Annotated in this window: 19 protein-coding genes; 8 read left to right on the top strand and 11 right to left on the bottom strand. The window is 45.4% G+C overall.

What is annotated here, in order from left to right; genetic code table 11:
* Positions 1 to 84 precede the first annotated feature (84 nt).
* The 5 genes from ACVW0P_RS18060 to ACVW0P_RS18040 all read right to left on the bottom strand — a co-directional run bounded on the left by ACVW0P_RS18060 (position 85) and on the right by ACVW0P_RS18040 (position 4,928).
* Positions 85 to 345, bottom strand: coding sequence for an Ada metal-binding domain-containing protein (locus tag ACVW0P_RS18060; RefSeq protein ID WP_457133300.1), 261 nt, complete (start codon positions 343 to 345; stop codon positions 85 to 87).
* Positions 342 to 1,049 carry a 2OG-Fe(II) oxygenase gene (locus ACVW0P_RS18055; RefSeq protein ID WP_457133299.1) on the bottom strand — a complete coding sequence of 236 codons (708 nt, stop codon included), beginning with the start codon at positions 1,047 to 1,049 and terminating at the stop codon, positions 342 to 344. The genes ACVW0P_RS18060 and ACVW0P_RS18055 overlap by 4 nt, the downstream gene beginning before the upstream one ends.
* Positions 1,050 to 1,051: 2 nt before the next feature.
* Positions 1,052 to 1,906 carry a bifunctional helix-turn-helix domain-containing protein/methylated-DNA--[protein]-cysteine S-methyltransferase gene (locus ACVW0P_RS18050; RefSeq protein ID WP_457133298.1) on the bottom strand — a complete coding sequence of 285 codons (855 nt, stop codon included), beginning with the start codon at positions 1,904 to 1,906 and terminating at the stop codon, positions 1,052 to 1,054.
* 198 nt (positions 1,907 to 2,104) lie between these two features.
* On the bottom strand, positions 2,105 to 3,520 hold the full coding sequence (gene dacB, locus ACVW0P_RS18045) for a D-alanyl-D-alanine carboxypeptidase/D-alanyl-D-alanine endopeptidase (protein ID WP_457133297.1): 1,416 nt from the start codon (positions 3,518 to 3,520) through the stop codon (positions 2,105 to 2,107).
* Entirely contained in the window at positions 3,492 to 4,928 is a 1,437-nt protein-coding gene (locus ACVW0P_RS18040) for an APC family permease (protein ID WP_457133296.1), read from the bottom strand. Before ACVW0P_RS18040 ends, dacB begins: the two co-directional genes overlap by 29 nt.
* 145 nt (positions 4,929 to 5,073) lie before the next feature.
* Here ACVW0P_RS18040 and ACVW0P_RS18035 point away from each other — a divergent pair, with 145 nt between their 5' ends.
* The gene (locus tag ACVW0P_RS18035) at positions 5,074 to 7,311 is read left to right on the top strand and encodes a sodium-translocating pyrophosphatase (RefSeq protein ID WP_457133295.1); all 2,238 of its coding nucleotides are present in this window, start codon (positions 5,074 to 5,076) and stop codon (positions 7,309 to 7,311) included.
* Positions 7,312 to 7,393: 82 nt separating this feature from the next.
* Here ACVW0P_RS18035 and ACVW0P_RS18030 read toward each other — a convergent pair whose 3' ends face one another.
* Entirely contained in the window at positions 7,394 to 7,630 is a 237-nt protein-coding gene (locus ACVW0P_RS18030) for a putative signal transducing protein (RefSeq protein ID WP_457133294.1), read from the bottom strand.
* Between the two features lie 75 nt (positions 7,631 to 7,705).
* Here ACVW0P_RS18030 and ACVW0P_RS18025 point away from each other — a divergent pair, with 75 nt between their 5' ends.
* From ACVW0P_RS18025 to ACVW0P_RS18000, 6 genes are all read left to right on the top strand, one after another.
* Entirely contained in the window at positions 7,706 to 7,987 is a 282-nt protein-coding gene (locus ACVW0P_RS18025; protein WP_457133293.1) for a hypothetical protein, read from the top strand.
* 61 nt (positions 7,988 to 8,048) lie between these two features.
* Positions 8,049 to 8,255 carry a hypothetical protein gene (locus ACVW0P_RS18020; RefSeq protein WP_457133292.1) on the top strand — a complete coding sequence of 69 codons (207 nt, stop codon included), beginning with the start codon at positions 8,049 to 8,051 and terminating at the stop codon, positions 8,253 to 8,255.
* 45 nt (positions 8,256 to 8,300) lie between these two features.
* The gene (locus ACVW0P_RS18015; protein WP_457133335.1) at positions 8,301 to 8,504 is read left to right on the top strand and encodes a type II toxin-antitoxin system RelE family toxin; all 204 of its coding nucleotides are present in this window, start codon (positions 8,301 to 8,303) and stop codon (positions 8,502 to 8,504) included.
* Between the two features lie 217 nt (positions 8,505 to 8,721).
* A complete protein-coding gene (locus ACVW0P_RS18010; protein ID WP_354429211.1) occupies positions 8,722 to 10,242 on the top strand; it encodes an amino acid permease in 1,521 nt (506 codons plus the stop codon).
* A 71-nt stretch (positions 10,243 to 10,313) separates the two neighbouring features.
* Complete coding sequence (locus ACVW0P_RS18005; protein WP_457133291.1) at positions 10,314 to 11,486, top strand: MFS transporter; 1,173 nt, start codon at positions 10,314 to 10,316, stop codon at positions 11,484 to 11,486.
* A 4-nt stretch (positions 11,487 to 11,490) separates the two neighbouring features.
* The gene (locus ACVW0P_RS18000) at positions 11,491 to 12,060 is read left to right on the top strand and encodes a MarC family protein (RefSeq protein WP_354429214.1); all 570 of its coding nucleotides are present in this window, start codon (positions 11,491 to 11,493) and stop codon (positions 12,058 to 12,060) included.
* A 94-nt stretch (positions 12,061 to 12,154) separates the two neighbouring features.
* On the opposite strand, the gene ACVW0P_RS17995 is transcribed toward ACVW0P_RS18000, so the two are convergent.
* The 4 genes from ACVW0P_RS17995 to guaA all read right to left on the bottom strand — a co-directional run bounded on the left by ACVW0P_RS17995 (position 12,155) and on the right by guaA (position 18,695).
* Positions 12,155 to 14,563 carry an ABC transporter permease gene (locus ACVW0P_RS17995; RefSeq protein ID WP_457133290.1) on the bottom strand — a complete coding sequence of 803 codons (2,409 nt, stop codon included), beginning with the start codon at positions 14,561 to 14,563 and terminating at the stop codon, positions 12,155 to 12,157.
* 184 nt (positions 14,564 to 14,747) lie between these two features.
* Positions 14,748 to 15,950 carry an RsmB/NOP family class I SAM-dependent RNA methyltransferase gene (locus ACVW0P_RS17990; RefSeq protein ID WP_457133289.1) on the bottom strand — a complete coding sequence of 401 codons (1,203 nt, stop codon included), beginning with the start codon at positions 15,948 to 15,950 and terminating at the stop codon, positions 14,748 to 14,750.
* Complete coding sequence (locus ACVW0P_RS17985) at positions 15,947 to 17,209, bottom strand: ABC transporter substrate-binding protein (protein WP_457133288.1); 1,263 nt, start codon at positions 17,207 to 17,209, stop codon at positions 15,947 to 15,949. Before ACVW0P_RS17985 ends, ACVW0P_RS17990 begins: the two co-directional genes overlap by 4 nt.
* Positions 17,166 to 18,695, bottom strand: coding sequence for a glutamine-hydrolyzing GMP synthase (gene guaA / locus ACVW0P_RS17980; protein WP_354429222.1), 1,530 nt, complete (start codon positions 18,693 to 18,695; stop codon positions 17,166 to 17,168). The genes ACVW0P_RS17985 and guaA overlap by 44 nt, the downstream gene beginning before the upstream one ends.
* Before the next feature lie 102 nt (positions 18,696 to 18,797).
* Between guaA and ACVW0P_RS17975 the strand changes: the two genes are divergently transcribed.
* Complete coding sequence (locus ACVW0P_RS17975) at positions 18,798 to 19,325, top strand: GNAT family N-acetyltransferase (RefSeq protein ID WP_457133287.1); 528 nt, start codon at positions 18,798 to 18,800, stop codon at positions 19,323 to 19,325.
* Between the two features lie 585 nt (positions 19,326 to 19,910).
* On the opposite strand, the gene ACVW0P_RS17970 is transcribed toward ACVW0P_RS17975, so the two are convergent.
* Positions 19,911 to 22,370, bottom strand: a complete 2,460-nt coding sequence (locus ACVW0P_RS17970) for a DUF5686 and carboxypeptidase regulatory-like domain-containing protein (RefSeq protein ID WP_457133286.1) — start codon at positions 22,368 to 22,370, stop codon at positions 19,911 to 19,913.
* Between the last annotated feature and the right edge of the window lie 114 nt (positions 22,371 to 22,484).

Raw genomic sequence — 22,484 nt, 5'->3', positions numbered from 1 at the left:
TAATCAGGTTTTTTTATCCTTCAATATTCAACATTTAAAATTCAGTGTTCGACATTATTATGTGTTAGACAAGCTAAACTAATATTAGTTTAGTGCCTTCCACTTTTGATATACTTTCCGCATACAGTGCCCACAGGGGCGGTAGCCGTTTGCTTTAGCTTCCTGCTCATCCGTAAAAAACACCCGGTTACCGGCTTTCATCCTCTTGCCCGATGCGCATTGGAGCGTACCATAAATCTTTAACTTACGGTTGCCTCCCAATCCTATTTTGCCAGCATCAATCAATGATTTTAAGGCTTTCGAACGACTAAAAACAGATTTGCCCAGCTCGATGTGCCTTATCATGTAGCATCGTGGAAAATGATGCCAAGGGTGTGCCTGTCGCCGCTGGATACTTCGCTTACACCGTGTTTCATATTTACTCTATAGTAGCCTTTGGTACCCATCACCGGCCTAAAGTTGGTGGTAAATAACAGCACCTCGCCTTTCTTTGGGTTCAGCACCATCGCTTTCGACTGCATCCTTGGCCGTTGCTCCACCAGTACAAACTCACCACCCTCAAAATCTTTCCCCGTCTCGTTCAGGCAAACCACCAGTTGCATAGGGAAGTAAACCTCGCCGTACAGATCTTGGTGCATAGCGTTGTAGCCGCCTTTGTGGTACTTTAATATCAGCGGGGTAGGGCGCAGTTGCCCTGCCTGGTGACAAAGGGCTGTCAACTCATTCAACGTTGGCGGGAACTGATTGTCAATTCCTAAGACCTCCATCCATTTATTGCCGACGGGGGCGATGTTTGGATAGACTGCTTCCCTTAATTGCTGTACCACGCCGGGCAGCGGGTAACTGTAATATTTGTACTGACCCAAACCGTAGCCGTGGTTTTCCATCACTATCGTTTTACGGTAGCCGGCTTCATTTGAGTATTGAGTTACCAGTGCATCACATTCATCCGCAGATAATATATTAGGGATGGATGCGTAACCTTTGGCATGCATGCTTTCGGTAACCTGCGCCCAGTCTGTCTGTTCAATTCTTTGTTGTAATTCCATAATTATATGGCAGTTATTAACTCGTGTTGTGCCGCTTCCCAGCCTATCATGGCTGTTTTGCGGGTACTGCCCCAATGGTACTGCCCAAATTCACCTGTAGATTTTATGACCCTATGGCAGGGGATCAAAAAAGCTACCGGGTTAGCACCTATTGCACTCCCAACGGCCCTGCTGGCGGTTGGCATCTGCACGGTATGGGCCACGGTTGAATAAGTGTTTAACCCGCCCATCGGGATCTTCAACAGTGCTTCCCAAACCTTCAACTGGAAGTCCGTACCCTTCAGGTGTAATTTTATGTTTGATAACTGCGACCAGTCTTTTTTAAATATGAACAGGGCGTTTTGCTGCGCAAGGTCTACCACCTGGTAATAGCTTGCATTTGGAAACTGCGCGTAAAGTTCGTTAAAAGCCGCGTCCTTATCGTCGGCGAAAGCCATATGGCAAATACCTTTTGGAGTTGACGCTACGAGGATATTCCCGAACGGTGTTTCGGCGTAGCTAAAGTTTATAGATAGTGCCTTTCCGCCGTTCTTGTATTCGGCGGGTGTCATCCCTTCAATGTTGATGAACAGATCGTGCAGGCGGCCGGTACCGGATAGGCCCGTTTCAAAAGCGGCGTCAAAAAGGGTGGCTTGTTGTTCTTTCAGGATGCCTTTGGCGTAATCTAGGCTCAAATATTGCAGGAATTTCTTGGGACTGATACCCGCCCAATCCGTAAACATGCGTTGAAAGTGGAAGGGGCTAAGGTTTACCTTTTCGGCAACCTCGTCCAGGTTGGGCTGGGCTTTAAAGTTTAGTTTGATGTAGTCTATCGCGCCGGCAATACGCTCATAGTTAATGTTGTTTTGTGTTTCCATTGTTTGATTATTATAACACAAAAGTACTTTGGCAGCATAGAGCGTAAAACCCGAAACTTGCGGAGTTGAACCTCTATAGTATCGATGTGGTAATCTCGTCGCGTTTAATATGCATGCGACGAGATTGCCGCGCTGTCGCTCGCAATGACAAATGTGGTTTTATCTTGTCTCTTGATTCTTATATCTTGACTCTATCTCTTACTTCAACTCATCCAACACCTTAAACATTTTCGCCCTGATGCTGCTGCCTGGGCCATTGTAGTTGTTCACCATTATAGAGAAACAAAGCTGGCGGCCGCTATGCGTTTGGAAACCGGCGTAGGCTTGTACGCTGTTGATGCTGCCGCTTTTCATCTTCATATCGTTATATACGGGCAAGCTCTCGTAAAAATCATTAAACCAGGCCGCGCCGCGTGCCGATTGCAGGATGTGCGCCATGGCGGAGGTGGTTATCCTATCCTGGGGAGAAAGGCCGCTGCCGTCAAATATATTCATGGACCGTTTGTCGATCCCTTTTAGCTGCCAAAAGTCCTTCATGGCGTCCACACCATCGTTGGTGGAAACAACTTTGCCCGTTTTTGCCGCGATGGTTGCCAATAACTGCTCGGCATACAGGTTAACACTTTTTTGGTTAAGCCAGTAAACTATCTTGCTTAACTCGGGCGATAGGATGGTGGTGATATTTTGTGTAGCGGTTGCAACTGTTTTTCCCTTATCTGCCAGTATTACAGATGATGTTGGCTCAACACTTACGGCAATGCCGATGCGTTTTAAAGTGTCATTCAGTCGCAATGCCGCATCGTAGGCGGGGTCGGGGATGGCGGCGGCCACGCGTTTCTTGGTTTGGTCTATAGCGTAGGTGCCGCGCAGGTACATTACCTTGCTGCCGTAAGCGGGCAGGTAAGGATAAGCCAGGTCGCCGGTTTTGGCGGCGCCGTTGGTTAGTTCGCTTTTGTATTGCAGATAATTAGTTTCGGGGTAAGTGCCGGCAATGCCGATGGTGCTGCCCACAGCACCTGTGCGTAGCAAAATGTCAAACTGGTTTTCGCGCCAGCATAGGCCTGCTATGCCTGCGCCGTAGTAAGTCCCCAGGTCCTGCCAGATCCATCCATCGGGGATGCCCTGGCTTTTGAAAGCCCCGTTATCGCCAATAATCCTTCCGTTGATTTTTTTGATTCCCGCTTTTTTAAGGGCGGTAACCATGGTGTTTAAAACCACGCCCTCGCGGGTGGTAGCCCAGCGCCAGCTGCCCAGGGTAGGGTCGCCGCTACCTTTGATAATGACATCGCCGGTAAGGGTGCCATCGGCACTGATAGTGCCCGTGTAGCCTAATTGGGTCTGGTATTGGTAATCCTTCCCCAAAACATTAAAGGCGGTTATACTGGTAACCGTTTTTAATGTAGAGCCGGGTGCGAGGCCCATATCCGGGTTGGCGGCAAAGACAAGTTCGCCCGTTTTAGCGTCAAGTACCGTTAGCGATACCGATGCGTATCGGCACTGGCTATCCTGCTGTAGGTGGCCAAATGCCTTTGTTATACTCTGCTGCAGGGTTTGCGCGCCTGCAATGTTGGCTATAAATAAAAAACTAACTAAGCACGTCCGTTTTATCCTCATTGGTAACGTTGCGTTGTGATATATAATAAATAGGGATGCCTATCAATACGATGATCAATCCCGGCCAGGTAAATTCCGGCTTGTAAATAATTAATAACGTACAAAATGCCAGTCCCATTATAATGTAAATGGCAGGGAGCACAGGGTAACCAAAGGCTTTGTAAGGCCTTTCAGCATCAGGCATTTTTTTGCGCAGGATAAAAATCCCGAATATAGTAAGCACGTAAAACAGCACTACCACAAAAGAGATCATATCCAGTAAATCGCCGTACTTACCGCTCAGGCAAAGTATCGAAGCTACAACCGCCTGGATCCATAGGCCAAATTCGGGTACGTCATTTTTATTTAGTGTACCTGTCCTTTTAAAGAACAGACCGTCTTTAGCCATAGAGTAGTACACACGTGAACCCGCAAGGATCAAACCATTGTTACAACCGAAGGTAGAGATCATGATCATCACCGCGATAACCAGCGCGCCCTTGCTGCCAAATATTACATAAGATGCGGCAACGGCCACACGGTCTTTATCAGCATTAACAATATCATGAAGGGAAAGTACACCGGTATAAACCACATTGGCAGATACATAAATAAGCGTAACGATCATGGTTCCGAAGAACAGGCTCAACGCCACATCGCGTTTTGGGTTCTTCATTTCGCCGGCTATAAAGGTTACGTTGTTCCAGGCATCGCTGCTGAAAATAGAACCCACCATGGCTATCGCGATAGCACCTAAAGCGGCGCTCATGGTATAGTCGGTTGTGGTGCCGTCTTTAGCCAGTTTGTGCATATCCCAGGCATTGGTCCAGTTGGCGTTCCAGATCTCGCTTTTAAAGGCGATGAACCCGAAAATGATCAACCCGAATAAACTTAAAAGCTTGGTAAGGGTAAATGTAGTTTGGATGATCTTACCGCCTTTAACACCCTTAGTATTAATATAGGTCAGGAAAACTATCAATATGATAGATACGATCTGCGCGGCACTTATCTTAATAAAGCCCGCGTTAAGCAAAATATTATCCTCGCTTAAAACAGGGAGCAGGTATGCCGCAAATTTGGAGAACGCCACACCCACGGCGGCTATTGTCCCGGTTTGGATCACCGCGAAAAAGCTCCAGCCGTATAAAAAGGCTATCAGCTTGTTGTATGATTCTTTCAGGTAGATGTACTGGCCGCCTGCCTTTGGGAACATGGCGCTTAGTTCGCCATAGCTTAAGGCCGCGGTAAGGGTCATGAAACCGGTGATGAGCCAAACGGCTATCAGCCAGCCCGCCGAGCCTACGTTGCGGGTAATATCGGCACTTACTATAAAGATCCCGGATCCTATCATGGAACCTGCTACCAGCATGGTGCCGTCAAGCAGGCCTAATTCGTGTTTTAATTTGGGTTGAGAAGTCTCGTTTGGCATCAGGGTCTAGTTTAAAGTACTAAACTATTCAAAAACTTTAAATTGACAGGCTATTGTAAAGAAATTAATTTACTATTTTGCGGCTACCAAACTATGAACGCGCCCTGCGCCAACCAAATTGCACACTTATAAACTAATATACAATATGGATCTTTTGAACACTTACTTAATTTATCTGATCCCTGTTTTTGGCCTTGTCGGTATCCTGGTGATGGCGATCAAATCGGCATGGGTAACCAAACAGGAAACAGGCGATGCCTCCATGAACCAGCTTGCGGGTTATATTGCTGATGGGGCAATGGCTTTTTTACGCGCGGAGTGGAAAGTATTAGGCTACTTTGTTGTTGTTGCAGCGATGTTGTTGGCCTGGAGCGGTACAACCGTAGCTACATCAAGCCCGGTTATCGCTATTTCATTTATTATCGGCGCTTTCCTGTCTGCATTTGCTGGCTATTTGGGGATGCGCATCGCAACAAAATCCAACGTGCGGACTACACAGGCGGCTAAAACAAGCCTGGCACACGCGTTAAAGGTATCGTTTACAGGTGGTACTGTTATGGGCCTTGGTGTTGCCGGTTTGGCAATAATAGGTTTAGGCTCGTTATTCATTGTGTTTTATACCATGTATGTAACCAGCAAGGGCGAAAGCGTTAACGGCGAGGCTATGGCAAAGGCACTTGACGTGCTGGCAGGTTTCTCGTTAGGTGCCGAGTCTATCGCGTTATTCGCGCGTGTAGGTGGTGGTATATATACCAAAGCTGCCGACGTAGGTGCGGATCTTGTAGGTAAGGTTGAAGCAGGCATCCCGGAGGATGACGTACGTAACCCTGCAACTATTGCAGATAACGTGGGCGATAACGTGGGCGATGTTGCCGGTATGGGCGCCGATCTTTTCGGTTCGTACGTTGCTACCATGCTTGCTACCATGGTATTGGGCCGAGAGATCGTATCACATGATAAATTTGGTGGTATCGCACCTATCTTGTTACCAATGGTGATAGCAGGTTTAGGCTTGATATTCTCTATCGTTGGCGCATCGTTGGTTAAAATATCTAAAGAGACCGATAGCGTACAAAAAGCATTGAACCTGGGTAACTGGGCTTCGATATTGTTAACAGCTATCGCTACTTATTTTGTGGTGCAGTGGATGTTACCTGCCGATAGTTTCCACATGATACGTGACGAAGATGCTTCTGGTGCTATAAAAGCAGGTTCGCTCGTATTTACAAAGAACGGCGTATTTGGTTCTATCCTGGTGGGTTTAGTGGTGGGTACTTTAATGTCTATCATTACCGAGTATTATACTGCCATGGGCAAACGCCCGGTGATGAGCATCATCAGGCAATCATCAACAGGCCATGCTACCAACATCATAGCGGGTTTAGCTGTGGGTATGGAATCGACCGTGTTACCTATCCTGGTATTGGCGGCCGGTATTTATGGTTCATACTTCTTCGCAGGTTTATACGGTGTGGCCATCGCTGCTGCCGGTATGATGGCGACAACTGCTATGCAACTGGCTATCGACGCGTTCGGCCCTATTGCCGATAACGCGGGTGGTATTGCCGAAATGAGCCGCTTACCCGAAGAGGTGCGTGGCCGTACAGATAATTTAGATGCCGTAGGTAATACTACCGCTGCAACAGGCAAGGGTTTTGCTATCGCTTCGGCGGCGTTAACCTCACTGGCCTTATTCGCGGCATTTGTGGGTGTTGCCGGTATAGAGCACATCGATATTTACAAAGCCAACGTTTTGGCAGGTTTATTTGTTGGTGGGATGATCCCTTTCATCTTCTCGGCATTGTGTATCTCGGCAGTAGGCCGCGCGGCAATGGCGATGGTAGAAGAAGTTCGCCGCCAGTTCCGCGAGATCCCCGGCATTATGGAGTACAAGGCACGCCCCGAATATGAAAAATGTGTGGAGATCTCTACCAAGGCATCTATCCGTGAGATGGTTGCCCCGGGATTGATCGCTTTGATCACGCCAATCGTTATCGGTTTTTTATTCGGCCCCGAAGTATTGGGTGGTTTGCTGGCAGGTGTTACCGTATCTGGTGTGTTAATGGGCATCTTCCAAAGCAACGCGGGTGGTGCATGGGATAACGCTAAAAAATCGTTCGAGAAAGGTGTGGAGATAAACGGCGAGATCTACTATAAAAAATCTGAACCGCACAAGGCTTCGGTTACGGGCGATACTGTTGGTGATCCGTTCAAAGATACTTCAGGCCCGTCAATGAACATCCTGATCAAGTTGATGTCGATCGTATCATTGGTTATTGCGCCTCACTTAAACAGTGCCGATAATACCAGCAAAATGATGCAGAAACAAGAGAAAGTACAATCAATGAATGTGCACCAGATTCACATAGATAAAAAGATCTAACAAGGATTTGTTAAATAATAGGAAAGCCCTTCGAGTTATCGGAGGGCTTTTTTTGTTGGTATATAGTTTCGGCTATATTGTGTTATCGATCCTGAAAATCTTTCAAAAGTTCAAGAGCTCTTCCCATGTCTTTATCAGATATCATCACCTTTACCGGGGCGACCCCGCCTGCAGATACTTGCCAGGGTGCGATTGTTCCCATTAATCCATTTTCGATAAAAGATTCGATGCCCTCGTTTTCGAGCAAAAATTGAACTTCGGATGCATCGGTAAAACTACCGGCATAAACTTGCACCATCATATCATTATTGGTAGCCATAATTTTGTTTTTAATTGTAATACAATATCATAAAAAATATTCGGTTAAAATTGATAAAGGTTTATATTAGGGGTGATGGAGAAACCCGTAATTCGCTATATCCTTTATGCCCTCTCTCTGTACGACATCTATCTATACCTTCCGGATATCTTCGATATTTTTAAATCCGACATCCAGCCACCAACCACAGATTACCTGCTTTACTTTGATGCCGCCATGTTGCTGTTTGGAGGAATAGTTATCGGCACCATGTTGATACGTGCCGGTGGTAAATTAAATAGGGTTTTAGGCATCGCTATGATATTGAATAATGTAGTGTTGACGCCCTGGTTTATTTTGAGGGGATTGCCGGGTTGATAACGCCGGGTTGTCTATATTGATTTAGATTATTAAATTTGTTATACAAGACAAACTGACTATGCTTACCGTTCATCCGCAATACCTTAAAGATAGTAATGGAGATAATTCATTAGTTGTGCTACCCGTTAGCGAATTCAATTCAATTATAGAGGAATTGGAAGAACTGGAAGACGTAAGGTTATTTGATGAAGCTGCGAAGGATGACACCGGGGAACCTATATTATTTTCTGAATATCTAAAAAGCAGAAAAAAAGACAATGCCTGAATACGTTGTTGTATTATCTAAAAATGCTAAAAATTATTAGATAAAATCCCGGATAATATTGCCGCACCTATTTTTGAGGCTATTATAGGTTTAGGGCACAATCCAAGACCTTCCGGGCATAGAAAATTAGCAGGTAGGGAGGGTTATCGGATAAGGGCTGGAAACTATCGAATTATCTACAGTATTATTGATGATGAATTGATCATCAAGGTCATAACGCTTGGGCATCGGAAAGATGTTTACAAATAGCAACACTTACAGTCACAAAACATCGCCCTTAGTGTTTTCAAAACAGCAATTTGTTTCGATATAAGTAACCACTAATTACCTCACTCTCACCCGCTTTAATTCTGTTAAAAACAGCTATACCCTTGTTACATTCTGCACTTTAACTTTTCAAAAAATTTAAGTACGTTTGGGGAAACTGATTTCAAGACTATTATAACTGATCTTATTAAATTAAAACATGAAGGTATTTGTAAAAAAATCTATTGAACAATTAACCAACTCGGTTGATGCGGAAGGAAGCCTGAAGCGAACGCTTGGGGCCGGTAGCCTTATCGCCTTGGGTATTGGTGCAATTATCGGCGCGGGTTTGTTCGTACGTACAGCTGCAGCTGCCGGTGAGCATGCCGGTGCGGCGGTAACTTTATCATTTATTGTGGCTGCAATTGGTTGCGCGTTCGCGGGCCTTTGTTATGCCGAATTTGCTTCAATTATCCCAATTGCAGGTAGCGCGTACACTTACGCATACGCAACTATGGGCGAAATCGTAGCCTGGGTAATTGGCTGGGCATTAATATTAGAATACGCGCTTGGTGCGGCAACGGTATCCATAAGTTGGAGCGAATATGCCAACAAGCTCCTCGGGGGCAGGATACCATACGAGTGGTGCCACTCGCCAATGGAAAAAATACTTGTAGATGGCCACATGGTTCATGGTATTGCCAATCTTCCTGCCTTGTTGATTCTTGTTATATTATCATTGTTATTGATAAAAGGCACACAGGAATCTGCTACCGTTAACGGTATTATAGTATTTATTAAAGTGGCCATCGTATTGGTGTTCATCGCTATAGGCTGGCAGTTTATTAACCCTGCTAACCATACACCATACCTTATCCCGGCTAATGCGCCGGATATCATTCAGCAGGATGGTAAATCATATTCATACGCGCCATTCTTCAACCACGGTTGGGGTGGTATCATCAGCGGTGCCGGTGTGGTGTTCTTCGCCTTTATTGGTTTTGACGCCGTATCAACTGCCGCGCAGGAAGCTAAAAACCCTAAACGCGATATGCCAATTGGTATCTTGGGTTCGTTAGTGGTTTGTACTATCCTTTACATCCTGTTCTCATGGGTGTTAACAGGTGTTGCTCCTTATACGGATTTTATGAAATCTGGTAAAGAGGCTTCTGTAGCATTTGCTATCACTAATTATATGCATGGTTACGGTTGGTTATCAACCATGGTTACCATAGCTATCCTTGCCGGTTTCTCATCGGTTATATTAGTGATGTTAATGGGCCAGTCGAGGGTGTTTTATACCATGTCAATGGATGGTTTATTACCAAGAGTATTTTCAGACCTTCACCCAAAATTCCGTACGCCATACAAAAGCAACATGATCTTGTTCCTGTTTGTGGGGGCATTTGCGGCATTTATACCGGGTAGCGTAGCCGGCGATTTAACGTCAATCGGTACCTTGTTCGCATTTATACTGGTGTGTGTGGGCGTGATTTTACTCCGCAAAACCAACCCGGATCTGCCAAGGCCTTTCAAAACCCCGCTTGTACCATTGGTGCCTATTTTAGGTATTATTGTATGTGCCGGTATGATAGTTGGCTTACCACACGAAACCCAATTGGGTGCTTTGGTATGGATGGTGTTCGGTTTGATAATTTACTTTGGTTACAGCAAGAAACACAGTAAGCTGGGTAACGTGGCAGATATATTGCCTAAGGCTTCAGATTTCGAAAAACAGTAATATTATTATTACCATATTAAAAAAGGTTCTGCAATTGCAGAACCTTTTTTGGTTTAAACCCTTTTGTAAACATGAATTCTAAACGGATCCTATGGGTGCTTGTATTTATTGCCATTATAAACTCTATGGGGTTCGGCATTATTATACCCCTGCTGTACCCGTACGGTAAAAAGTTTGGCGTTACCGAGCATACCATAGGCTTGCTTACAGCGGCTTATTCCATCGCCCAATTTTTTGCCACGCCGGTTTTGGGCTCATTGTCTGATAGGTTTGGCCGTAAGCCGTTGTTGATATTTAGTCTTATTGGTACCTGTGCTTCCTTCATCTTGTTCGGCTTTGCAGAGAGTATCTTCGTGCTTTTTGCCGCGCGGATCTTAGACGGGTTAACGGGCGGTAATATCTCGGTTGCCCAGGCCATGGTTTCAGACATTTCATCACCTAAGGAGCGCGCCAAAAACTTCGGGATCCTGGGCTCGGCATTTGGGTTTGGCTTTGTGATTGGACCTGCGATAGGAGGGGTGCTGAGTAAGTTTGGCATGAAGGTGCCGTTTTTCTTCGCCGCGGGGATAGCCATCTTAGGCGTGCTGCTTACCCTGTTTTTCCTAAAAGAAACCAACCAGAATAAAGGAGGCCAATCATCCTCTAAGAAACCTAACTTCAGCTTTGCATCACTTTATACCATATTGAAAATGCCGGTTGTAGGCACCGCTATATTCACCGGGTTTTTACTCACGATGGCTCAGTTTACCATGCTGATAGGTTTCCAAACCTTCAGTGTGGATGAACTTAAACTTAATCCCACCCAAATAGGCCTATTTTACGGGGGCTTTGGCGTTAGCGGCATACTAATGCAGATGCTTGTCCCCGCCATTAAAAAGGTGATCTCATCGCAAGCGGTTATCCTGCTTATCTCCACATTATTTTGTTTGGGCATGATGGTACTGGCTGGGTTTGCTACCGGGTTGATGCTCTTTGCAGTATCGGTAGGCATCTATGGATTGTTTAACGGATTGCGTAACCCCATGCTCAACGCCATCATAGCCGACCGTAACGAAGGCGACGGGAAAGGGGAGGTAATGGGCGTTAATCAGTCGTACGCGTCGATAGGGCAAACCCTTGGGCCTGTAACGGCGGGGTTAATTACAGCCATCTCCATACATAGTGTTTTCTTTTTAGCATCTTTATATATTTTAATTGCACTTTTGTTTAGTATTCGTTTGATTACAAAAGAAAAACAATCCTAAGCTTATGCATCCACTTATCTTTAAAGAGGTATTATCTGTAACGATGATCCTTTTCGCCATTATAGATATCCTTGGCGCTATCCCGGTAATTATTCAGTTGCGCCAAAGGGCGGGGCATATCGAGTCGGAAAAGGCAAGTATAGCGGTGCTGGTGTTGATGATAGGGTTTTTATTTGCCGGCGATGAACTGCTTGCGGTGATTGGGCTGGATATTTCCTCCTTCGCGATAGCAGGTTCTATCGTGATCTTCATTATCGCTTTGGAAATGATATTGGGTGTGAACTTTTTTAAAGAAGAAATGCCCGAAGCAGTATCAATTGTACCATTGGCATTCCCCTTAATTGCTGGTGCCGGTACCATGACCACCCTGTTATCCCTAAAATCTCAATACCAAACCCAAAACATCATTGTAGGGATAATCGTAAATACCCTGTTCGTTTACCTGGTGCTCAAAAATGTAAAATGGCTGGAGAAACTTTTTGGTAAAACCGGCCTGCATATTCTGCGCAAAGCATTCGGTGTGATATTGTTGGCTATCGCGATCAAATTGTTCAGAAGTAATTCGGGGTTGTAAGAGAGGCAAGAATCAAGACAAGGACTTAAAACTGTTATTGTTTCGCACCTAAATTTTATTTTTTGTCTTGATTCTTGCACCTTGATTCTAAGATCTATTCGCTCCTCAAACTCTTCACCGGGTTTGCCAGCGCTGCTTTAATCGTTTGCAGACTAATCAGTACAGCGGTAACGGCAAGTAAAGCGAACACGGCAATGGCAAACGGTGCGGCTGTTAAACTGATCTTGTAGGTATAATTGTTGAGCCATTTGTTCATCATCCAGTAGGCGGGCGGGCAAGCAACGAGCCCTGCTATAACGATTGTCCGCAAAAAATCTTTCAAGAAAAGCATCATTATGTCTTTCACTGATGAGCCCAATATCTTGCGGATACCGATTTCTTTGGTGCGCTTTTGAATGCTGAGAGAGATCAGCCCCAATACGCCTAACAACACAATAATGATAGCCAACCCTGTTGCCAGGTAAGAAGCTTTCTTAAGCTGTAACTCGGTTTTATACATTTTGGCAAGGGCATCATCCATAAAGGCGTATTCGAACGGTGAGCCGGGTAAAACTTCGGCCCATTTCTTTTGCAGGGCGGCCAGGCTGCTCTCCATATTGCCGGGTTTTAAGCGGATGGAAAAGTAGCGGTAAAGTGGTGTGCGATTAACGTTTATGAATGTAAGCGGCATAATCCTTGCCGACATGCCACCGAATACAAAATCTGAAACAACGCCGCATATAGTTAAGGGAGGCATATTTACCGAGTTAAATTGCTGCCCTATGGCATCTTTAGGGTGTGTAAATCCTAAAGCTTTCGATTGTGTTTCATTAATAACTACCAGTGCAGAGTCGGCTTGCGTGTACTGCGGTTTAAAAAACTCGCCGGCTATAAGTGGGATGCCGTAAGTTTTTGCATACTCGTTATCAGTAAGCAGCATTTGTGCCGAGATCGCCTGGTTTGGACTCCCGGATGTTTTATAGACCTGTAAACCACCACTGGAACCGCCGTCAGGGATTTCCCATGATAGCGAAACCGAACTTACCTGCGGCAGTTGCGATAACCTATATCGTTTATCCTCCATTTTTTGCACGCCGGGTTTGCTCCAGTCGCGCGGCAGTTGGGCGTACACCACATAGTCTTTATCGTAGCCCAGGCTTTTGCTAAAGAACAAGCTGATCTGATTAGAAATAACAATAGCACAGATCAACACCACAGCCGCAGTGCCAAACTGGAAAGCGATAAGCGACTTGCGGAACAGCACATTATCTTTCACCCTGTCCAGCTTGCCCTTCAGCGAGTCGATAGATTTGAGGGATGATAATACCAGCGCGGGATATATGCCTGCCAACAATCCGATTGTAAGGGCCAGCAGCACAGGCAGTATGTAAAAATATAGCGGAAACGAAAACAGGCCGTTTATATCTGTAGCCAAAAGTTCCGCAAAAAATGGCCTTGCCAATGCATAGATACCAAGGGCTATAAGCGTCGCGATCAGCACCATCAAAACAGATTCGGTGAGGAACTGCCAGATGAGTTGTTGTCGTAACCCGCCCAATACCTTGCGGATGCCCATTTCTTTCATCCGCTGCGATGAACGGCTGATGCAGATATTCACAAAATTGATAACCGCCATAAGCAGGATGAATAGCGCAACGGACGAGAGCGTGTAAAGCATCTTCTTAATAGTACCGCCCGAATTATCGATGTAAAACGATTTGAGGGGTACGATGTAAGGCGTAAGATTTTCTGCTACCTGCGGCGAAGCGTTCCTTTTAATAAGGCTTTTCATCGGCCCGGTCAGTGCTTCGGGTTTAACGCCTTTTTTCAGTTCGATGAGGCCAACTATGGCGGTGTTGTTCCAGCCGTCTAAACTTCTGCCTAAAAACTTGGCGGCGGCGGCGGCAGGTAAAAAGAAGGTGCTGTTGCTTGCATCGATAACATTGGTAACGGAATTCTTTTTCAGTTTATCCAACACACCGGTAATCGTAAAATCGTGCTTGGTGCCGGTGAAACTTTCGATGGTTACCGACTGCCCTACAACATCGGTTTTGCCAAAGTATTTAATGGCCATTTCTTGCGTTATCACTGCCGAAAAAGGATCATTTAAAGCCGTTTTTTGGTCGCCTTGTAAGAGCTTAAAACCATACATATTTAAAAATGTGCTGTCGCCAACCTGCAAACTTTCGCGAAAGTGTTTGTCGCCTTTAGATACGTTAGAGCTAACGCCATCCCAGTGGTAATAGTTGGCAACAAGGTTTGGATATTCCTCTTTCAAGGCCTTGGGCATAGCGGCCAATGCGGTAAGTACGTAACCCATGTTTGGGTCTTTCCACTTGCTTTGGATGATGTACTGGTTATCAATGTTCTTAAGGTCGGCATTCACGCTTACTTCGTGCCAAACATAGGCACCTATCAGCAAGGTAAACGCTATCCCAACCGACAAGCCGAAGATATTGATCAACGAGAAAAGCTTGTGTTTCCAGATGTTTCTCCAGGCAATGGTAAAGTAGTTGTGCAGCATAGGTAGCGGGTTTGTTAAAACTAATTTAGCTGCTAAATGGCAAGGAATGAAAAGATTAACATTTTTTAACGTTGGAAATTCTCACTTTGTCATTGCGAGGAGCGTAGCGACGTGGCAATCTCGTAGCCAGTGCATAGCCGCTGTGTATATGACGTGATTGTCATACTATCGCTATTACACGGCTTTATTGTCCTGTCTCTTGATTCTTATCTCTTGGCTCTTTCGCTTTAGCCACCATCCTCGCTACAAACATCGTATCTGCCTTGTTTTCATATCCAGTCAGCACTTTCATTTCTTCCAGTTGCAGGCCAAGCTGTTTGGTAATGTAGGTTACAGCATCCTCATTCTCGGCTTTAAAAGCCGAGCAGGTAATGTAGATGAGTGGCTTACCGGGCTTTAAGTGTTTGGCAACGTTGGTTACTATGGCCTGTTGCAGGCGCTTAAAAAAGTCCGTTTTATGGATGTCGAACTGGCTGATCATTTCGGGTGTGCGGCCCCAGGTACCCGAGCCGCTACAAGGTGCATCCAGTATAATCCCATCAAACTCGTAGTTGTATAAAAGCTGTTCGTTGTTTTCGGTAAGGTCCATTACCTTTTTCTGATATTTGCGCAGGCCCGCGTTTTGAAAGCGCTCGTCTAAATTGGAGAGGACGGATTCGCGGATATCAGATACCACCAGTTTTATATCGGGTTGAAGGCTATGCAATAAAAGGGATTTACCACCAGATGCCGCGCAGGCATCCCACCAGCTATCCCATTTCTGCGGTTTAAAGTAATTGGCTGTCTGTTGCGACGAAAGGTCCTGCACCTCAAACCAATGCTGTTTAGGAAAAATGGCTTCCAGTCGCGTACCATTCGGTAACGAGAGGCAATTGTTGCCTTCATCTTTAAAGGTAACACCTGCTTTGGTTAGCTCGGCTTTTACCTGTGTTTCGTAACCTTTTGCAACACGGATAAAAAGATCGGGCTGAATAAAAAATGATTTAAGGAAGGCATCTTTACCAATCCCTGCGGACAGTTGCCCAGCCCACGGGAAAACATCTTCCAGCTTAAAATTGGGGTAAGTGGTTTTTATCAGGTTTATTTTATCGTCGACACCAAAACCTACACAGGCTGCCCAGTCGGGTTTAAAGTGCTGCAAAAAAGAGTTTGATTGGGTGTTGCATAAGAACTCTGCTACCATCAAGCGGTCTTCAATAGCAGCATCAGGCAAGGCCCTGCCTAAGCGAAAATAGTTATAGATCAATCTGCCGGCAACACGCCTGTCGGTAGATCCCATCTGTTTGTTTTGCCTGTAAAAGCCGGGTAAAAATTTGCCTAAAGGCGTGTCGGCCGGGTATTCACCCAATATGCGCTGAAACGTCTTTAACTGGTTTATGGCTTTCATTCTACTTTCTTTAAGGCGAAGTTTTGGTATTTAAGAATATCCACATGGGTGTTTATCCAGCCCAAACCCGCTTTTTTAATGAAATGGAAGCCGTTGTGCAAGCCGGTAAAGTCACCCAGATCGGGTTTGTTCATATCCTTGCCATCGGCTAATAATTTACCAAAGTAAAGCCCCTGGTCAAAGCCTTTAATGGCGAAATCGGTTGGTTCGACATGGTAAGCCCGACGATAGCTGCGTAAAAACGCATTGGTCTCAGCGCTTTTGTAATCAACCTTATCGGTGGAGGTGATGTGCGTGTTTAATCGTTGTAAAAGTGCCGCTTTCAGGAACGCGTACTTCTGCCAGCTTGGATGGCCGAACAAGGTTACCTGAAAATTTTTATTCAAGGTATCTAAAGAGCGCAGCGTAACCATCAAAAACGCCTGTTTAGTAGATGGCACCAAAAAAATATTTTGATCGGTAGGCGATAGTAGTTTCACCAATGGGGTAAGGTTGCCCCGTGTAATGGTAATGTTTATCACTTGGATCTTGCGCTTGCTAAGGCTATCTAAAGTTTGCTTGAACGGCGTTGTGTAAAGCTTCTCGTCGCTAAAGCCCGACTCTAAAATAAACACTTTTTTTGGTTTGATGCTTTTGGCAATGTAGGTAGCCGCGCCCATGGCATGGTACTCCAGAGGAGGTGTCATGGTAACTAAATTCTGGTTTTTGAAAGTAGCCGGTGCAGCAGGCGATAGCGGCGATATGATAGGCTTGCGCGCCGAGGTGAGCATAGCGGTAAAGGCCTTTACATCGTCCGGGAACACGGGGCCAACTATTATTTCGCTTGTTTTTACCTGCGGGTTTAACGCAAGGCTGTGCGCCTGCGCAGCATCATCCTTACTATCAAAAATTTGTAATTTGTAGTTGCTGCCGTTGGCGGTAAGCGAGTCTAAAGCCAATTTAAAACCCTGGTAATATTCTACCGACATGTTCGCCATTTTCAGTTTGGCAGCAGTGTAAGTTTGCCCGGCAGCGGCATGGTCAAGGCCGAACGGTAATATGAGCGATATAACCGATGCCCTGGCCTCCGGTGTTTTCACCGGGGGCTTTTCGGCAGGTTTGTCTTTTTTAATTACCGGATTTTCAGTTGTTGTTTTTACGGTAGATGAGGGTACAGTCCGGATCTTAGGCGAACATGCACCAATTATCAGCGCCGCTAAAACAAATATAAACCACTTATTCCCACTCAATTGTGGCCGGTGGTTTCGAACTGATGTCATATACTACCCGGTTAATTCCTTTTACGTTGTTAATTATCTCGTTTGATATTTTTGCAAGCAGATCGTAAGGCAAATGGCACCAATCTGCCGTCATCCCGTCTAATGATTCTACCGCGCGCAGGCAAATAACGTTCTCGTAAGTACGCTCATCGCCCATAACACCTACCGATTGTACCGGTAAATATATGGCGCCTGCCTGCCAAACTTTATCATAAACACCGCCACTGCGTAAATTGTTGATATAAATCGCATCGGCTTGTTGTAAAATATCAACTTTCTCGGGCGTTACATCACCCAGGATCCTGATAGCCAGGCCCGGGCCCGGGAAAGGGTGGCGGCCAAGGATGTTTGGATCGATACCTAAAGCGGCACCTACGCGGCGTACTTCGTCCTTAAATAAGGTGTTTAAAGGCTCTACCACCTTCAGTTTCATAAAGTCGGGCAAACCCCCAACATTGTGGTGAGATTTAATAGTTGCCGACGGGCCTTTTACCGAAACAGATTCGATGACGTCCGGGTAAATAGTACCCTGGCCAAGCCAGTTTACACCTTGTACCTCGTGTGCGGCATCATCAAATACCTCAATAAACACGCGGCCAATGGCTTTACGTTTTTTCTCGGGATCGCTAATGCCCGCCAATGCATCGTAAAAACGTTGCTTGGCATCTATCCCTTTTATATTAAGGCCCATGTGCTGGTAAGAATCTAATACCGATTGGTACTCGTCCTTGCGCAACAAGCCGTTATCAACAAATATACAGTGCAGGTTTTTGCCGATGGCCTGGTGCAGCAATACCGCCGCAACCGATGAATCGACACCGCCTGATAAGCCTAAAACCACCTTATCATCACCTAATTTCGCTTTTAGTTCGGCAATGGTGGTTTCGATGAACGAATCCGGGGTCCAATCCTGGCTACAGTGGCAAATGTCAACTAAAAAGTTTTGCAACAACTGCTTGCCATCGGTACTGTGGGTAACCTCGGGGTGGAACTGGATGCCGTAAGTTTTTGTACCGGTTATCTGGTATGCGGCAACTTTTACGCTATCGGTACTGGCAATAATTTCAAAATCATCTGCTATTCTTGCTATGGTATCCCCATGCGACATCCACACCTGCGACCCTGCCGGTACATCCTTAAACAAGATATTATCCGGTTTAATGTAATCCAGGTTGGCACGGCCATACTCGCGTGTGCTTGATGCCAGTACCTCGCCACCATGAAAATGCGCCATGTATTGCGCGCCATAACAAACACCTAAAATAGGAAGCGATTTGTGGTGTTTTATAAACTCAAAATGAGGGGCATCGTCCTGGCGTACAGAATACGGGCTACCCGAAAGGATGATCCCTTTTACGCTTTCGTCAACTTCAGGAACTTTATTAAAGGGATGGATCTCACAGTAAATATTGAGCTCCCTGACACGGCGCGCGATAAGCTGGGTAAACTGCGAACCGAAGTCAAGAATGAGGATTTTTTCTTGCATGGGCAAAGATAGGATTTTGAGCGGAAAAATGAGGCAGGAAATTTAGATTTTGGAACTAAGAATTGGTATAAAAATCTATATTAGCCCGCAAACATCTGTGTTATGATAACTACCCGTTTAGCCACCTTTGATGACGTAGCAGAATTACAGCAATTAATTGGCCTGTCTGTACGCGGCTTAAGTACGGCCTATTATACGCCAAAACAAATAGAAAGCGCCATTAAATACATATTTGGGATTGATAGCCGGCTGATAACCGATGGTACTTATTATGCTGCCGAAAAGGATAATGTAAAAGCAGGCTGCGGCGGCTGGAGCAAAAGGAACACCTTGTTTGGCGGCGATCAGCATAAAGAGATCGAAGACCCGCTGCTCGACCCTATGAAAGATGCCGCAAGGATAAGGGCTTTTTTTGTACATCCCGATTATGCACGACAGGGCATAGGCCGCAAAATTATTAATGTATGCGAAGATGCGGCAAAAGCCAACGGGTTTACCACCTTTGAACTCGGCGCGACTTTGCCCGGTGTGCCACTTTACGAGGCTATGGGCTACGAGGCCGTTGAAAGAATTGATGTTACTTTACCCGATGGTGAACTTTTAGGTATTGTGAAGATGAGGAAGGGTTAGTCTACAACCGTGCTAAGCTTATCGAAGCATTTGCGTTAAGGAACCATAGTGGGCAAAGACGTCTGCGCGCCCTTCGACAAGCTCTCCATCGTAGTTCTTGGACAAGGTGACGGCCTCTCTACGTTATTGCACCTTCAAAGCCCCAGGAATTGGTAAACTCAGGATGGGAAATTTTCATCCTGATCCTTCTAACCCGGAAAGATAAAAGACCATAACCCTCCGGATAGTTATTGGGAGACAGCGAAGCGTAATACCTTAATGACTAATGATGGTGACGCTATTTTGTCAGTACATGTAAAAATTTAAACCGCTGATTATAAGGAAGATATCTGTGTTCACGCGCGTTCATGGCCGTGAACGTGAACATTTTACAGTTATGGGGGGCGTTTTAGGGCCTATTCAGGGCGTTTTTTGGTGCTGCTGACCGGGTCTAATAGCGCATCTAAATAATCGCCAACCCAAACTCGGCCTTAAAGCCTAAAACATCAATATAATATTTGCCTTCAGATCGGATACGTGAATTACAACGGTAAAACTTAAGGCTTTCGTAATAGTTATAAATGGTTATATAAATACCTCCAATATCTAAAAACTCGCCCCGATCCTTATCGCCTGGTTTGCGCCGCCCATTTTATTGTTAAACGATGTGCCGTACATCACCCGTAAGCCAATGTTGGTTTGGAAGCCTATGCCCAGTTCAGTGTAGTTTTTAAGGATGGGGGTGCTCAGGTAATTTACGTTGACTATCTCCTGAAGTTTCAACTTGCGGATAAGCGGGACCATGTTGGTGAGTAACCCGCCAAAGTTGTGCTCCAGGTGGCCCTCCAGGTATTTATCACCAGTGCTAAATTGGTAATAATCTAACAGCAGGAATTTGTTGAGACCTCCCTGGTAAAATAAAACCTGGTTGCCGCTAAAGTGACGGTAATCGGTATAATAGATGCTTTTAGTATTGAAGAATTTGCCCGCGCTGATATAAAATGATGTTTTACCGTAAAAACCCATCGGGATATCTGATTTAGAGATATCTGCTGAAATAAGGTTATAATCAGCATCAGAGCCAAACACATTTTTGATCGCCTTGGCAAAGTTTAACCCAATGGTTGGGTATTTGGAGGGGATATAACGCTTGCCGGTAGGATAGGTTTCGTAGCGGTTACTAAAATCATAGGTGGTGCGCACGCTTACCTTGAACGATTGATTCTCCGGGAACAAGGGCGCATCTACTCCCGGCGAGAATGGGTTGTTTGATGTAAATTCCTTGCCTCTTGGATGGAAGAAACTGTAATCGGTAGTGTTTGACAGGTACTTGCGGTTTGCCCACTCGGCACCGGCACTTGCCTGCCATCCGCCGTAAATACGTTTAGAGATTGTGGCCGCCGCGTATTGCTTTTGGTAAAGCTTCTCAAAATTTTGCCTGTTTAACAGCGTATAGGCCGTATTCATAAAACTGCTTATAGGTTCGCGGTTATTCATGTCTATCACGTCGCTACCACCGGAAAGGTTGAGCGTTGCCGAACCAACCGGCAGGGTGATGCCACCGCTTGCGTTTAATAGCTTATTAGAGAAACCGTAACGCACTTTTCCGTAAACGTTAAGGTAGCGATTGTTTACACTGTCTATTTGTTTGGTAAATGAGCCGCCATAACCCAAAGCCAAACCTTCAACTGTGTTGTAGGTTACCGAACTTAGCAGGGAGTTAAAGTTGTAATACTCATGATCGTATCGGTTGCGGTGGCGGTAGCCGCCAAGCAGGAATTTGCCAACGCTAAATTTGTTGTTCACCTTATCTAGCGAATCCAAATAGGGCTTTGACTCGCGTTTGGCAGCCAATATAGCCTTCTTTTGGTAATCTATCTTTTCCTCGTCGGTAAGGGGGATGGGCCTTTCTTGTTCCCAATAGGCCGAATCTTTTTTGTTTACACCTTTGGTGATGCGCAGTACCTCCGCAAATTGTTTTTTATCAAGCTTTGGGTCGATATCGTAATCTTTATACAGCGATATAAAATAGCCCCCAAATTTAAAGCCGAAGAACCCGCCTGTAAATTCAAATTTTAATGACGACGGCATCCATGCTTTATCTCCGACCGGGAAAAACTGCTCGTTCACCTTTAAAGTATCTACAAAGTTGATGTTCGATTTTTTGGTGATGTATAGCCCAAGGCTTTGAATGCGCCAGCTATCGTCCATGATGTAAATGTAACCGCTAAAACATGGGTCGTAAGCGTTACGCGGCGTAACCTTGATCTTGTTAATGGTTTCGCCATTCTCGGTAATAAAGCCAACATATTTGTATTTGTAGTACGATAGGGCGTTATCTGCAATGGGCGAGATGAGCGGGCGATTGCTCAGCCCTTCCCAGGTTTGCAGGTTCTGGTAAAAGTTCACCTGCATATCTGATGCGCGGTTAAAGGTAAAAGCCTTGTTGCTGCCGGAGAACTTAGACGATATGATCTCCTCGTGCACCTTATCCGGGCGCTCGAAACTATATTTAGATTGCGACTCCGACAGGTAAATAATACCACGGCGGTTGGAATCGAGCCCATTTTCGCGGGCTATTTTTTGCACATCCACCCCCAGGAATTTCTTTGGCGCGGCAAGCAGTTTTTGCAGGCCTTTTATGTAGATCTCGCAGGTGTAGGCGTTTACCTCGTTAAGGTAGATTTTTCGTTTTTTTATGGCTTTGCGGATAATGGCGTATGCGGGGTCTTCCGCTCCGGCACTTATCGAAACTTCTTTTAGCTGGTAATCTTCGGCCTTTAAGGTAATGTTGATGGTTTGGTTTGCTTTCAATTCTACCTTACGGCTCTCCTGCTTATAACCTATTGCCTGGTAACGCACGTCGTATTGGCCTGCCTTTAAGTTTAAAGTGTAATTACCATCGTTATTGGCCGATGTGCCTTTGGTAGTATTACGGATGTAAACCGTAGCAAAGGGGACCGCATTCCCTGCGCCGTCTGTTATCTTGCCACTAAGGGTAACATCTTGCGCAAACAAACCGGATGATAAAAGCAAAAATATAGCGACAAGGAAAGGTAGTTTCATGCGAGAGATTTGGTAACGTAAAGATGGATAAAGATTTTAGATGCAGATTGTTAATTATTGTTAAACAAAAAGGCGTATTTATTTCTAAATACGCCTTTTCAGGTGATAAAGTTT

The organism is Mucilaginibacter sp. UYNi724, assembly GCF_054057495.1.
This window is presented reverse-complemented; position numbering and strand designations above follow the sequence as displayed.

What these genes read in the sequence shown, in the direction of transcription:
- ACVW0P_RS18060 (WP_457133300.1), bottom strand. Translation starts at nt 345, where the DNA reads ATGATAAGGCACATCGAGCTGGGCAAATCTGTTTTTAGTCGTTCGAAA.
- ACVW0P_RS18055 (WP_457133299.1), bottom strand. Translation starts at nt 1,049, where the DNA reads ATGGAATTACAACAAAGAATTGAACAGACAGACTGGGCGCAGGTTACC.
- ACVW0P_RS18050 (WP_457133298.1), bottom strand. Translation starts at nt 1,906, where the DNA reads ATGGAAACACAAAACAACATTAACTATGAGCGTATTGCCGGCGCGATA.
- dacB (WP_457133297.1), bottom strand. Translation starts at nt 3,520, where the DNA reads ATGAGGATAAAACGGACGTGCTTAGTTAGTTTTTTATTTATAGCCAAC.
- ACVW0P_RS18040 (WP_457133296.1), bottom strand. Translation starts at nt 4,928, where the DNA reads ATGCCAAACGAGACTTCTCAACCCAAATTAAAACACGAATTAGGCCTG.
- ACVW0P_RS18035 (WP_457133295.1), top strand. Translation starts at nt 5,074, where the DNA reads ATGGATCTTTTGAACACTTACTTAATTTATCTGATCCCTGTTTTTGGC.
- ACVW0P_RS18030 (WP_457133294.1), bottom strand. Translation starts at nt 7,630, where the DNA reads ATGGCTACCAATAATGATATGATGGTGCAAGTTTATGCCGGTAGTTTT.
- ACVW0P_RS18025 (WP_457133293.1), top strand. Translation starts at nt 7,706, where the DNA reads ATGGAGAAACCCGTAATTCGCTATATCCTTTATGCCCTCTCTCTGTAC.
- ACVW0P_RS18020 (WP_457133292.1), top strand. Translation starts at nt 8,049, where the DNA reads ATGCTTACCGTTCATCCGCAATACCTTAAAGATAGTAATGGAGATAAT.
- ACVW0P_RS18010 (WP_354429211.1), top strand. Translation starts at nt 8,722, where the DNA reads ATGAAGGTATTTGTAAAAAAATCTATTGAACAATTAACCAACTCGGTT.
- ACVW0P_RS18005 (WP_457133291.1), top strand. Translation starts at nt 10,314, where the DNA reads ATGAATTCTAAACGGATCCTATGGGTGCTTGTATTTATTGCCATTATA.
- ACVW0P_RS18000 (WP_354429214.1), top strand. Translation starts at nt 11,491, where the DNA reads ATGCATCCACTTATCTTTAAAGAGGTATTATCTGTAACGATGATCCTT.
- ACVW0P_RS17995 (WP_457133290.1), bottom strand. Translation starts at nt 14,563, where the DNA reads ATGCTGCACAACTACTTTACCATTGCCTGGAGAAACATCTGGAAACAC.
- ACVW0P_RS17990 (WP_457133289.1), bottom strand. Translation starts at nt 15,950, where the DNA reads ATGAAAGCCATAAACCAGTTAAAGACGTTTCAGCGCATATTGGGTGAA.
- ACVW0P_RS17985 (WP_457133288.1), bottom strand. Translation starts at nt 17,209, where the DNA reads ATGACATCAGTTCGAAACCACCGGCCACAATTGAGTGGGAATAAGTGG.
- guaA (WP_354429222.1), bottom strand. Translation starts at nt 18,695, where the DNA reads ATGCAAGAAAAAATCCTCATTCTTGACTTCGGTTCGCAGTTTACCCAG.
- ACVW0P_RS17975 (WP_457133287.1), top strand. Translation starts at nt 18,798, where the DNA reads ATGATAACTACCCGTTTAGCCACCTTTGATGACGTAGCAGAATTACAG.
- ACVW0P_RS17970 (WP_457133286.1), bottom strand. Translation starts at nt 22,370, where the DNA reads ATGAAACTACCTTTCCTTGTCGCTATATTTTTGCTTTTATCATCCGGT.